At 64.8% G+C, this 12,564-nt stretch carries 12 protein-coding genes; 5 read left to right on the top strand and 7 right to left on the bottom strand.

Annotation, left to right across the window (positions count from 1 at the left end):
- Positions 1–10: 10 nt before the first annotated feature.
- The 3 genes from OJJ21_RS03385 to glmU are packed head-to-tail and all read right to left on the bottom strand — an operon-like array spanning position 11 to position 3,895.
- Positions 11–631, bottom strand: coding sequence for a hypothetical protein (locus tag OJJ21_RS03385; protein ID WP_297683150.1), 621 nt, complete (start codon positions 629–631; stop codon positions 11–13).
- A 38-nt stretch (positions 632–669) separates the two neighbouring features.
- Entirely contained in the window at positions 670–2,496 is a 1,827-nt protein-coding gene (gene glmS / locus OJJ21_RS03380; protein WP_297683148.1) for a glutamine--fructose-6-phosphate transaminase (isomerizing), read from the bottom strand.
- A 13-nt stretch (positions 2,497–2,509) separates the two neighbouring features.
- On the bottom strand, positions 2,510–3,895 hold the full coding sequence (gene glmU / locus OJJ21_RS03375) for a bifunctional UDP-N-acetylglucosamine diphosphorylase/glucosamine-1-phosphate N-acetyltransferase GlmU (protein ID WP_297683146.1): 1,386 nt from the start codon (positions 3,893–3,895) through the stop codon (positions 2,510–2,512).
- Positions 3,896–4,023: 128 nt separating this feature from the next.
- On the opposite strand from glmU, the gene gph reads away from it, so the two are divergent.
- Positions 4,024–4,692: a phosphoglycolate phosphatase gene (gene gph, locus OJJ21_RS03370; protein WP_297683144.1), complete on the top strand. Its 669-nt coding sequence runs from the start codon at positions 4,024–4,026 to the stop codon at positions 4,690–4,692.
- A 48-nt stretch (positions 4,693–4,740) separates the two neighbouring features.
- On the opposite strand, the gene OJJ21_RS03365 is transcribed toward gph, so the two are convergent.
- The 3 genes from OJJ21_RS03365 to maiA are packed head-to-tail and all read right to left on the bottom strand — an operon-like array spanning position 4,741 to position 7,850.
- On the bottom strand, positions 4,741–6,138 hold the full coding sequence (locus OJJ21_RS03365) for an ATP-binding protein (protein ID WP_297683142.1): 1,398 nt from the start codon (positions 6,136–6,138) through the stop codon (positions 4,741–4,743).
- Positions 6,139–6,151: 13 nt separating this feature from the next.
- Positions 6,152–7,204: a TAXI family TRAP transporter solute-binding subunit gene (locus tag OJJ21_RS03360; RefSeq protein WP_297683140.1), complete on the bottom strand. Its 1,053-nt coding sequence runs from the start codon at positions 7,202–7,204 to the stop codon at positions 6,152–6,154.
- Positions 7,205–7,208: 4 nt separating this feature from the next.
- The gene (maiA, locus tag OJJ21_RS03355) at positions 7,209–7,850 is read right to left on the bottom strand and encodes a maleylacetoacetate isomerase (RefSeq protein ID WP_297683139.1); all 642 of its coding nucleotides are present in this window, start codon (positions 7,848–7,850) and stop codon (positions 7,209–7,211) included.
- A 215-nt stretch (positions 7,851–8,065) separates the two neighbouring features.
- On the opposite strand from maiA, the gene thiS reads away from it, so the two are divergent.
- Positions 8,066–9,055 carry a sulfur carrier protein ThiS gene (thiS, locus tag OJJ21_RS03350; RefSeq protein ID WP_297683137.1) on the top strand — a complete coding sequence of 330 codons (990 nt, stop codon included), beginning with the start codon at positions 8,066–8,068 and terminating at the stop codon, positions 9,053–9,055.
- Positions 9,056–9,075: 20 nt separating this feature from the next.
- Positions 9,076–9,708: a DedA family protein gene (locus OJJ21_RS03345; RefSeq protein ID WP_297683135.1), complete on the top strand. Its 633-nt coding sequence runs from the start codon at positions 9,076–9,078 to the stop codon at positions 9,706–9,708.
- Positions 9,709–9,725: 17 nt separating this feature from the next.
- Here the strand turns inward: OJJ21_RS03345 and OJJ21_RS03340 are convergent, their stop codons facing one another.
- Positions 9,726–10,169 (bottom strand): MarR family winged helix-turn-helix transcriptional regulator, encoded by a 444-nt coding sequence (locus OJJ21_RS03340; RefSeq protein ID WP_297683133.1) that lies wholly within the window; start codon positions 10,167–10,169, stop codon positions 9,726–9,728.
- Between the two features lie 142 nt (positions 10,170–10,311).
- Between OJJ21_RS03340 and hppD the strand changes: the two genes are divergently transcribed.
- Together hppD and OJJ21_RS03330 are read left to right on the top strand one after the other, a co-directional pair.
- Positions 10,312–11,379, top strand: coding sequence for a 4-hydroxyphenylpyruvate dioxygenase (gene hppD / locus OJJ21_RS03335; protein WP_297683131.1), 1,068 nt, complete (start codon positions 10,312–10,314; stop codon positions 11,377–11,379).
- 28 nt (positions 11,380–11,407) lie between these two features.
- Positions 11,408–12,559 carry a homogentisate 1,2-dioxygenase gene (locus tag OJJ21_RS03330; protein ID WP_297683129.1) on the top strand — a complete coding sequence of 384 codons (1,152 nt, stop codon included), beginning with the start codon at positions 11,408–11,410 and terminating at the stop codon, positions 12,557–12,559.
- The last annotated feature ends 5 nt before the right edge of the window (positions 12,560–12,564 follow it).

Below are 12,564 nucleotides of genomic sequence, written 5' to 3'. Positions count from 1 at the left end.
GTTGTTCTCTCTATTGCTGTACGACGCGCCGATACATATCGGTGACATCGACGATTGTATTACGATTGCCCGCAAACCGGACATATGCCGGTTGGATATCATACCGGGGAATCGAATTTTTCTCAGCGTCCAGCCAGCTCTTCAACTCCTGGAAAAAGGCGCTGGGCAAGTCATGGAAATCAGCGCGATCTTTTGTAGCGATCATCAAGTCGCCGCTGTCCAGCGAACGCCGCTGATCTTGATAAAGGAAGTGTCGAACCACTACGACCAGCTGACTGGTTGCGGTATCCACCCAAACCAAACCCTTTTCAGGGCATGAATGGGGCCGGCAGGCGCTAGCAGTGATATAGCGCTCCTCGGTGACCCGCACAGGGTTCGGGGGGCCACCCAGGACCGTGCCGAGGTGATAACGTAGCGTTTCCACCTCCCTATTCGGCGTCATGCCAAGATAGAGCGGAATCGGATTCGGCACGGCATTATCCAGCAACCGATTGAACTCTGGCTCCCATATCAGACGGTTTGTGGAAATATTCGGCTTCGCCACGACGTAATCGGCCAACCAACGGATCAGGACATCTCGCTCGGGATCGGAGGCCGCTCGTGCATGCGCCGTCAATAATGCGACGAGCATCACAATAACCCAGCCAGCGGATCGCCGAACCCCCGCGATCATTCCACCGTCACCGACTTGGCCAGGTTGCGCGGCTGGTCCACATCGGTACCCTTCAGCACGGCGACATGATAGGCCAGCAGCTGCACCGGGATGGCATAGAGGATCGGCGCCACGAAAGGCTCGACCTCGGGCAGCACCACGGTGGCGAAGGTGCGCTCGTCCACATGGGCCAGGCCGGCCTTGTCCGACATGAAGATCACCTTGCCGCCGCGCGCCATCACCTCCTGCATGTTGGAGATGGTCTTCTCGAACAGGCTGTCGCTCGGCGCGATCACGATCACCGGCACCTGCTCGTCGATCAGCGCGATCGGGCCGTGTTTCAGCTCGCCAGCGGCGTAGCCTTCGGCATGGATATAGGAGATTTCCTTCAGCTTCAGCGCGCCTTCCAGCGCCAGCGGGAAACACGGACCGCGGCCGATATACAGCACGTCGCGCGCATCCATGATCTTCTCGGCCAGCGCCAGCAGCTCCTCGTCGTGATTCAGCACCTCGGCGGCCTGCGCCGGCACTTCCATCAGCGCCGCCATCAGCCGCGCGCTCTCTTCCTCGCTCAGCGCCTTGCGGGCCCGTGCCATGGCGAGGCTGAAGGCGGCCAGCGTGACGAGCTGGCAGGTGAAGGCCTTGGTCGAGGCGACGCCGATCTCCGGACCCGCCTTGGTCGGCAGCACGCCATCGGCCTCGCGCGCCATGCTGCTTTCCGGCACGTTGACGATCACCAGCGTGCGACCGCCGTTGGCCTTGACATAGCGCATGGCCGCCAGCGTGTCGGCGGTTTCGCCCGACTGCGAAATGAAGATCGACAGGCCGTTGGGATCGACCGGCGCTTCGCGGTAGCGGAATTCGGAAGCCACATCGACCTCGACGCCGATGCGGGCATAGCGTTCGAGCCAGTATTTCGCCACCAGGCCGGAATAATACGAGGTGCCGCAGGCCACGATGGTGATGCGCGTGATCCTGGCGAGATCGAGGCCCAGATCGGGCAGATGCACCCAACGGTCGGTCGGGCTGACCACGGTGTTGATGGTGTCGCCCATCACCGCCGGTTGCTCGTAGATTTCCTTCAGCATGTAGTGGCGGTAGTTGCCCTTGCCGATCATCGCGCCGCTGATCGCGGTGGGGCGGACCTCGCGCTTCACCGACCGGTTCTCGGCATCGAAGAAACGGGCGCCATCGCGGCTCAGCACCACCCAGTCGCCTTCGTCGAGATAGGCGATCTTGTCTGTCAGCGGCGCCAGCGCCAGCGCATCCGAGCCAAGATACATCTCGCCATTGCCGAAACCGACGGCCAGCGGCGCGCCGCGCCGGGCGCCGATCAGCAGGTCGGTTTCGCCATGGAACAGGATGGCCAGCGCAAAGGCGCCGCGCAGACGGCCCAGCGCGGTCTTCACCGCCTCCTCCGGCTTCAGCCCCTCGGCCAGATACTGGTCGATCAGGCGCAGCGCCACCTCGGTATCGGTCTGGCTCTGGAAGCTGTGGCCCTTGGCGATCAGCTCCTCGCCCAGTTCGCGGTAATTCTCGATGATGCCGTTATGCACCAGCGCGACGCGGCTGGTGGCATGCGGATGCGCATTCGACTCATTGGGTGCGCCATGGGTGGCCCAGCGCGTATGGGCGATGCCGATCAGGCCCTGCAGCGGCTCCTTGTTCAGCCGCTCCTGCAGGTTGACGATCTTGCCTTCGGCGCGGCGGCGCTCGATGGTGCCATCCTTCACCAGTGTCGCCACGCCGGCGGAATCGTAGCCGCGATATTCCAGCCGCTTCAGGCCATCGACCAGCAGCGGCACGACATCGCGCGTTCCGATCACGCCGACAATTCCACACATATCGAAACTCCTGCTACGTCTTCTTGCGGGCCTTCTGGGCCGATTTGATGGTGCGGAACTTCGCCGCGAGACCGGGCTTGTCTTCCTGCCTGCCGCGTCCGAGGCTGAGCGCATCGGCGGGCACGTCGCGGGTGATCACGCTGCCGGCGGCGACGATGGCGCCCGCGCCGATCTTCACCGGTGCCACCAGCGCCGAATTGGAGCCGATGAAAGCGCCGGCGCCGATATCGGTATGATGCTTGTCGAAACCGTCGTAATTGCAGGTGATGGTGCCGGCACCGATATTGGCCGTGGCGCCGATGCGGGCATCGCCGATATAGGTCAGGTGATTGACTTTGGCGCCGCGTTCAACGCTGGCATTCTTGATCTCGACGAAATTGCCGATATGGGCATCCTCGGCAATCTTCGCGCCGGGCCGCAGCCGCGCGAAAGGTCCGATCGTCGCGCCGGCGCCGATCGTCGCGCCCTCGATATGGCTGTGGCTGCGGATCACCACATCGTTGCCGACGCTCACCTTCGGTCCGAACACCACGAAGGGTTCGATGGTGACGTCGCGGCCGAAGGTGGTATCGCTGCGCAGATACACTGTCTCCGGCGCCGTCATGGTGACGCCGGCGGCCATCGCGGCCCGGCGCAGGCGCTGCTGCATCGCGGCTTCGGCGACACTGAGTTCGGCGCGCGTGTTGATGCCCATCACCTCGACCGGATCGGCTTCCACCACGCGGCAGGTCCAGCCTTTCGCATTGGCATGCTCGACCGTGTCGGTCAGCAGGTATTCGCCCTGCGCGTTTCTGTCGGACAGTTTTTTCAGCAGTGCCGGCAGTCGCGCGCCATCGAAGGCCATCAGCCCGGCATTGCACAGGCGCACGGCGCGTTCATCGGCCGTGGCGTTCTTGAACTCAACGATCTTCTGCAGCGCGCCTTTGCCATCGACGATCAGCCGGCCATAGGCGGCCGGGTCGAGCGGGCGGAAGCCGACAATCACGGCGGCCGGATCGCTTTTCGCGCGCCGCGCCGCCAGCAGGTCCTTCATCAGCGCCGGCGTCAGCAGGGGCGAATCGCCGAACAGCACGATGACATCGCCCTTGAAACCCTTGAGCGCCGGCAGCGCCGCCATCACGGCATGGCCGGTGCCGCGTGCCGGATGCTGGATCGCGATCCTGGCCGGCGCCACGGCGGCCGCGACCCGTTCCTGGCCCTTGCCGGTGACGACCACGATGCGGTCGGGCTTCAGCGCGGCTGCGGCATCCAGCACATGGCGCACCATCGCCTGCCCCGCCACCGGATGCAGCACCTTGGGCAGTGTCGACTTCATCCGCGTGCCCTGGCCGGCTGCCAGGATCACCACGGCCACCTGCCGTTTGTTTGCCGCCTGCTTCCTGGGTGGCTGTTTCGCCATGCTCCGCTTCCGTGTACAAAAACCCGATTCGCCGCATGCGACGCGGCCGGACAGTGTCATAGCCGTGATAGGCAACGGAAATCAAATCGTCTTTCCGTCTGTTTCAGGGTCTTTCGAATTGTAACACCATGACTCGTAAGGCAATTCTCTTCGATCTCGATGGCACTCTGGTGGATACGGCGCCCGATCTGGCCGCCGCCACCGATTATGCGCTGGACCGCGCCGGCCGGCCGGCCATCGGCCTGGATGCGGTACGCAGCATGGTGGGCGACGGTGCGCGCGCCCTGCTCGAAAAGGGTTTCAGGGCATCCGGCGGCATGCCGGAGCCGGTCATGTTTGAGACCGCGTTCAAGGATTTCCTGATCTATTACGGCCGCCATCTGGCCGATACCAGCCGCCCGTTTCCCGGCGTGGTCACCTGCCTGGCCGCGCTGGCCGAACAGGGCTATGCGCTGGCGGTCTGTACCAACAAGCCGGAAGGCCTCAGCCGCAGCCTGCTCGGCCAGCTCGGCCTGAGCGATTTCTTCGGTGCTGTGGTCGGCGGCGACAGCCTGCTGGTGCGCAAGCCCGATCCCGGCCATCTCCATGGCACGCTGGAGCGGCTCGGCCCGGCCTTTGACTGGGCCGCCATGGTGGGCGATTCCGCCAATGACGTGAATGCGGCCAGGGCGGCCGAGCTGCCCTGCGTCGTGGTCAGCTTCGGCTATACCCAGATTCCGCCACATCAACTGGGCGGCGACCGCCTGATCGACCATTTCAATGACCTGCCCGAGGCGCTCGTCGCGCTCGGCGGTTAGACTTGGATGCCCGCTTTCGCGGGCATGACGATTGCGAAAGGCGGGTCGCTACTTTCCACCGCCGGCCGGCTGGAAACCGGCGATCACGCGGGCGGGCGGCAGATGCACGTTGACGCATGTGCCATGGCCCGGCTGGCTCTGGATTTCCAGCCAGCCGCCATGCAGGCGCACCATGCGGTCGCTGAGCGGCAGGCCGAGTCCGGTGCCCGGTTGCGCGCGGGTCAGCGCATTCTGGATCTGCCCGAAGGGCTGCAGCGCGATCTTGATCTGCGCCGGCGTCATGCCGATGCCGGTATCGGTCACGCTATAGGCAAAGCCGCCGCCTTCGGTGATCTCGCCCGACAGCACGATGCTGCCTTCCTCGGTGAACTTCACGGCGTTGGCCAGCAGGTTGATCAGCACCTGCAGCAGGGCGCGGCGGTCGGCATGCAGCTGGACCAGGCCTTTCGGCGCCCGCATCTGCAGCTGGATGTGGCCGCGCTCGATCTTTTCACGCACCAGCCGCACGGCCGCGGACATGATCTCGTCGGCATCGAAATCCTGCTCGGCCAGTTCGTATTTGCCGGCTTCCACCTTCGACAGGTCGAGGATGTCGTTGATGATCGCCAGCAGATGCTCGCCGCTGGCATGGATGTCGCCGGCATATTCGCGATAGCGCGGGATGTTGACCGCCCCCAGCATCTCGTTGCGGATGATGGACGAGAAGCCGATGATGGCATTGAGCGGCGTGCGCAGCTCGTGGCTCATATTGGCGAGGAATTCCGACTTGGCGCGATTGGCTTCCTCGGCCGAACGCTTGGCCGCCAGCGCCGACAGTTCGGCCTGCTCCTTGAGATCGACCACGCGGCGCTCGCGGAACAGCAGCAGCACCAGGCCGATCAGCAGCATGGCGGCAAAGGCGGTGAGCAGGCCGACGCCATCGGCGAAGCGGTCGAGCCGGCGTTCCTGGTTCTGCAGCATCTCGCGCGCCGCGGCGCGTGACTGTTCCAGCAGGGCGATCAGCCGCATTTCGGCATCGCGGGCGCGCGCCTGCATCAGCGCGATCACCGCCGGCGAGCCGGCCGGCTGACCCGGCACGCCCTCGTCCAGCCAGCGCGTCAGGTCCTGCAGGGCCGGACTGGCCACGGCATGCATGCCGGCCGCGCCCACCATGTTGTCGAGGTTGTAGTTGGCGCGCAAAACCTCGGCCCGGGCGCGCGCCGAGATCAGATGCGCCGCCACCCGGGTCATGCCGCTGCCCTGCGGATCGCGCTGCCAGGCCTCGATCGCCCAGGCCAGGTTGGCGATTTCGCGGATCATGGTCTCGGCATCGCGCTCCTGGTCCAGCAGCGTCACCGGCAGGTCGCGCGCCACCGAGGTCAGCGTGTTCTGCACATAGAGCGCAACGCCGACCGCCCCCAGCACGAGCAGGACGATGGCAAAGGTGATCTGGCGGTGACCGAACATGATGGGGCGCCGCTCAGTGCACGGTCCGGCCGCGGGCGCGATAAAAGCGCTCGGCGCCGGGATGCAGCGGGATGCTGCGGCCGGTCAGGGCATCGTCGAAGCGGATATCGGCGCCGCGCGGATGCCCGGCCGCCAGCAGCGCGGTGCCACGCCGGCTCCACATCGCCTCCAGCACGGCCTGCACCCTGTCGCCGGGCAGGTCGGCACGCGCGATCAGCTGAGCGCCCACCATCAGGGTCGGCACTTCGGGCTGGTCCGCATAGGTGTCTGCCGGAATGCTGCCATAGCTGAGGAAGGGATTCTGCCTGATCAGCCGGTTCGCCGCATCGGCATCGATGGCGAGCAGGCTGGCCACGCCGCCGGCCATGGCATCGCTGACCGCCCGCGTCGGCCAGCCGGCGACGATGAAGAACAGGTCGAGCTGGCCGGCCTGCAGTCGCGGCAGGGCCATATCCGGCTTGATATAGACCGGGCGCAGATCGGATTCCGACAGCTTGTAGGCCCCCAGCAGGTTGCGGACATGGACCAGGGTGCCCGAACCGGGTTCGTCCATCGCCACCGCCCGGCCGCGCAGGTCGCCGATGCTGGAGATTTTCGCCGCCCGGCGCACCACCACATGCATGGCTTCCGAGTAGAGATGGGCCACGAAGCGCAGGCGGTCCTGCGGCGGCTTGCCGGCAAAGATTTCCCGCGCGTTAAAGGCCCAGTCGGCGATATCGGCCTGCACCAGGGCCATCTCGATCTCGCCGTTCTGCAGCGCGGCGGCATTGGCGACCGAGCCGTTCGAGGTCTGCGCCACCGCCACCAGGCCCGGTACGCCGCAGCGGCCGTTGCGGGCATCGCCCATGGCGCAATCCGCCCCGATCTGGGTTTCGCTTACGGTGCGCGCGATCAGGTTGCCGATCGGGAAATAGGTGCCGCTCTGGCCACCGGTGCCGATCCGCAGCAGGCCCCCGTTTTGCGAAACCGGCGCTCCCTGCGCCGAGGCGGCCTGCGACGCCGCCAGCAGCAGCAGGCCGGCCCCAAAGGCACCCGCAAGACCGACGCTGACCTGGCGCGGCGTCATCCGCTTATTCGGCATCCGGCTGCTTGGCAGGCGCGGCATCGGCGAAGGCCTTCACGCTCTGGCATTCGGCATCGATGCGCAGCACGGTCGGGCAGCGCGACAGATCGGCCTTGAAGCGGCGGCCGTTGGCCACCTGCGGCACCAGGCAGAGATCGGCGAGCGTGGGCGTGTCGCCATGACAGAATCGGCCGGTCTGCGGGCTGGTGGCCAGCATGGTCTCGACCGCCTGCAACCCCTCCTCAACCCAGTGGCGATACCAGGTGTCTTTCTGCTCTTCCGAGACGCCCAGCCTGCCGGTCAGGTAGCGCAGCACGCGGGGGTTGTTGAGCGGATGGATTTCGCAGGCCACGGCGAGCGCCAGCGCCCGCACGCGCGCCCGTTCGAGCGGATCCTTCGGCAGCAGCGGCGGCTGCGGCTGGATTTCCTCCAGATATTCGATGATCGCCAGCGACTGGGTCAGCAGGATGCCGTCATCCGTCACCAGCACGGGCAGCAGCTTTTGCGGGTTGATTGCGGCAAAGGCCTCGGACAGCTGCTCCAGCTTGGCAAGATGGACAAAAGTCTGGTCGTAGGCGAGGCCCTTGAGATTGAGCGCGATCCGGACCCTGTAGGCGGCCGAGGACCGGAAATACCCGTACAACAGCATGCTTGCCTCCTGTTGGTCTGGATTCTAGCCCAGTCGCCGTTATGTTACAAAGCCTTGATAGGTTTCTGGGATAGCCCGAAAGGGTTGCCGCGACAGCGTGACGCGCTCTATTGTCGGCGCGCCGCCGCACCCCCATCTGAAGGAGACTGCGGGACGGGCACGGGGGCGTCCGGGACCAACCGGTGGAACGTGGGCAGACAGGGTAGCTTTTGGATATGCGCCTGACGATCAATGGCGAGACGCGGGACATGGCAGGCGCGGCCACGGTGGCCGAACTGCTGTCGTCGCTCGAGCTCGATTCCCGCAAGATCGCCATCGAGCTGAACCGCGAGATCGTGCCGCGCTCGGCTTATTCCGCCACCGGCCTGAACGACGGCGACAAGATCGAGATCGTGCATTTCATCGGCGGCGGCAACGCCCCGCTCAATGCGGGCGAGGACGATTATTTCGAAGTCGCGGGCAAACGTTTCCACTCGCGGCTGCTCGTCGGCACCGGCAAATACAAGGATTTCGAGCAGACCAGATTGGCCATCGAGGCCTCGGGCGCCGAAATCGTCACCGTGGCGGTACGCCGCGTCAACGTCACCGACCGCAACCAGCCGATGCTGGTCGATTACGTCGACCCGAAAAAATACACCTACCTGCCCAATACCGCCGGCTGCTTCACCGCCGACGATGCCGTGCGCACGCTGCGCCTGGCGCGCGAGGCCGGCGGCTGGAAGCTGGTCAAGCTTGAGGTTCTGGGCGACCAGAAAACGCTCTATCCCGACATGGAAGCCACGCTGGCCGCGACGAAGCTGCTGGTGAAGGAGGGCTTCGACGTCATGGTCTACTGCGCCGACGATCCGATCGCGGCGAAGAAGCTGGAAGAGCTGGGCGCCTGCGCCATCATGCCGCTCGCCGCGCCGATCGGTTCCGGCCTGGGCGTGCAGAACCCGGTGCAGATCCGGGTGATCATCGAAAATGCAAAAGTGCCGGTGCTGGTCGATGCCGGCGTCGGCACCGCATCGGATGCGGCGATTGCCATGGAACTGGGCTGCGACGGCGTGCTGATGAACACCGCGATTGCCGAGGCGAAAGACCCGATCCGCATGGCCCGCGCCATGAAGCTGGCCATCGAGGCCGGCCGCCTCGCCTACCAGGCCGGCCGCATGCCGAAGAAACTCTATGCCGATCCATCCTCGCCGCTCGCCGGCCTGATTTGACCGTGCGAGGCTGAGCGACCGTGCCGGAAATCGACATCTACCAGCTGATCGAACAGTATCGCGAGTGGTTCTACATCATCACCTTCGTCTGGACCTTCCTGGAAGGCGAGACGTTCGTGATCTTCGCGGGCGCGGCCGCCAGCCAGGGCCTGCTGCATATGTACTGGCTGATCGCCGCCGCCTGGCTCGGCAGCTTCGCGGGCGACCAGTTGTATTTCTGGATCGGCCGTCAATACGGCCACCGGCTGCTCAAGCGCTTCCCCAAGCTGCAGGGCGGCGTCAACGTCGCCCTCGACATGCTGCACAAATACCATGTCGGCTTCATCCTCAGCTTCCGCTTCATCTATGGCGTGCGCAACTTCTCCTCGCTCGCCATGGGCATGAGCCTGATCTCCTGGCCGCGCTTCGCCGCGCTGAATTTCATCGCCGCCGGCCTGTGGGCCAATGCCTTCTGCTGGGTCGGCTACCTGCTCGGCGTCGCCTTCGAGGCCGTGCTGGGCGATATCGCCAAGGATTTCGGCATCATCATGCTGGGCATCTTCGCCACCGTGGGCATCGTGCTGTTCTTCGTGCACCGCCGCGGCAAGAAGAATTTCGAGGCCAAGGTCGCCGCCCAGCAGCAGAAGCAGGTCACGCCGCCCACGTCGGAGTAAACCGGCTTCGGAATAGCCTACAGGCCGTCCATCTTGCCATTCAGCTTGTCGATGATGCGGTCCAGCTGGGCGGTTTCATCGGCCGTCAGCGCGGTCAGCAGGTCGCGTTCGAAGCCCAGCGCCAGCGGCGCGATCTCGGCATAAACCGTCTGCCCCCTGGTCGATAGCGTCAGCCGCGACTTGCGCTTGTCGCCGGCATCGCGCTCGCGCGTCAGCAGGCCCTTCGCCTCCAGCGCCGCCACCGCGCGGCTCACCGTCACCTTGTCCATCGCCGAGCGTTCCACCACCGCATTGGCGGTCAGGCCGGGCGTGCGGCCCAGATTGGCGATCACCCGCCATTCCGGAATGCCGATGCCGAAGCGGTCGGCGTAGTGCCGCGACAGCGCGCCGCTGATGCGGTTGGTCACCACCGACAGCCGGTAGGGCAGGAATTTTTCCAGATGCAGACTAGGTTTCGCCATTTCCCCTGCTTTTCCCGATTGCGCGTCCTGGCGCTCGGAGCGATCCGCTACGGCCACGCTTGAATTTAGTTTCAATTGTAACTAATATGCGACTCAACCGCAATATCAGACCCCATAGCAGATTCCGGGAGGGATTTTCCCCATGGCCGACCTGTTCGACAACCCGATGGGCACCGACGGCTTCGAATTCATCGAATATGCCGCGCCCGAACCCGCCAAGCTGGCTGCCCTGTTCGAGCGCATGGGCTTCCAGGCGGTGGCGAAACACCGGTCCAAGAACGTGACGCTGTACCGCCAGGGCGATGTCAATTTCATCCTCAATGCCGAACCGTCGAGCTTCGCCCAGAGCTTCGCCCGCATCCACGGCCCCTCGATCTGCGCCATGGCCTTCCGCGTCAAGGATGCGCCGAAAGCCTACAAGCGCGCCGTCGAACTCGGCGCCTGGGGCGTCGAGAACCACGCCGGCCCGATGGAGCTGAATATCCCGGCGATCAAGGGTATCGGCGACAGCCTGATCTACCTGGTCGACCGCTACGGCGAGCGCGGCACCATCTACGATGTCGACTTCGTGCCGATCGAGGGCGTGGACCGCAACCCGAAGGGCGTCGGCCTGACTTACGTGGATCACCTGACCCATAACGTGCATCGCGGCCGCATGGGCGAATGGGCCGGCTTCTACGAACGCCTCTTCAATTTCCGCGAGATCAAGTATTTCGACATCGAGGGCAAGCTGACCGGCCTGAAGTCGAAGGCGATGACCAGCCCCTGCGGCAAGATCCGCATCCCGATCAACGAAAGCTCCGACGACAAGTCGCAGATCGCCGAATACCTGCACGCCTATCACGGCGAGGGCATCCAGCATGTGGCGATGGGCACCGACGACATCTACGGCACGGTCAGCGCGCTGCGCGGCCGCGACGTGCCGTTCCAGTCGACCAACGACACCTATTTCGACCAGGTCGATGACCGCCTGCCCGGCCATGGCGAGGATGTCGCCCGGCTGAAGGAGCTGCAGATCCTGATCGACGGCGCGCCGACCAAGGGCCAGGGCCTGCTGCTGCAGATTTTCACCGACAACGTGATCGGGCCGATCTTCTACGAGATCATCCAGCGCAAGGGCAATGACGGTTTCGGCGAAGGCAATTTCAAGGCGCTGTTCGAATCGATCGAACTCGACCAGATTCGCCGCGGCGTGCTGAAGGCCAATTAAAAAACCAAGTCTAGGAGGAGACGCCCCCATGGGTAAAAACTGGATTCCGATGAGCCATACCGAGGGCGAAGCGGCCAAGCAGGCGCATGTGGCACTGCCCGAAGGCACCTACGAGCGCGAGATGGGCAAGGAGGGTTTCTTCGGCCCCGCCGCCCATCTCTATCACCAGAATCCGCCGACCGGCTGGATCGACTGGGAAGGCCCGCTCAAGCCGCGCGCCTTCGACACGGCGAAATTCGCCGCTGCGGTCGACTGCCCGTGGAAGGCGCAGCTGATGATGGGCAATGCCCATGTCAAATTCCGCCACATGCTGATGACCCGGGCGATGGACCATCTGGTGCGCAACGGCGACGGCGACGAACTGCTGTTCGTGCATGACGGCGAAGGCGCGCTGTTCTGCGACTTCGGCCACCTCACCTATGCCGAGGGCGACTACATCATGCTGCCGCGCGGCAGCATGTGGCGCCTGGAGCCGAAGACGCCGAGCAAAATCCTGTTGATCGAGGCGACCAACGACAGCTACCGCCTGCCCGACAAGGGCATCGTCGGGCCGCATGCGATCTTCGATCCCGCCGTGCTGCAGATCCCGAAACTCGACGACGCCTACCGGGCGCAGCAGCAGGTGAAGAAGCCCTGGCGCGTGGTGATCAAGCGCCGCGACCAGCTTTCCACCGTCACCTATCCCTACAACCCGCTCGACGTGGTGGGCTGGAAGGGCGACCTCACCGCAGTGAAGCTGAACTGGCGCGACATCCGGCCGCTGATGAGCCACCGCTATCACCTGCCGCCCAGCGCGCATACCACCTTCCTGGCCTCGCGCTTCGTGGTCTGCACCTTCGTGCCGCGCCCGATCGAGAGCGATCCGGAAGCGCTCAAGGTGCCGTTCTTCCACAACAACGACGATTACGACGAGGTGATCTTCTATCACCAGGGCAGCTTCTTCAGCCGCGACAACATCCATCCCGGCATGATCAGCCTGCACCCTTGCGGCTTCCCGCACGGTCCGCATCCCAAGGCCTTCGCCACCGGCGCCAAGGGCACGCGCAAGGAAACCGACGAGGTGGCGGTGATGATCGACACCCGCGATGCGCTCGATGTCGCCACGGCGGCCGAGAGCGTCGAATTCAAGGGCTATGTGGCGACCTGGAATCCCGACGGGTTCAAGCAGGCTGCGGAGTAACATCA

It is taken from the genome of Ferrovibrio sp., assembly GCF_025869515.1.
GTDB lineage: Bacteria > Pseudomonadota > Alphaproteobacteria > Ferrovibrionales > Ferrovibrionaceae > Ferrovibrio.
This window is presented reverse-complemented; position numbering and strand designations above follow the sequence as displayed.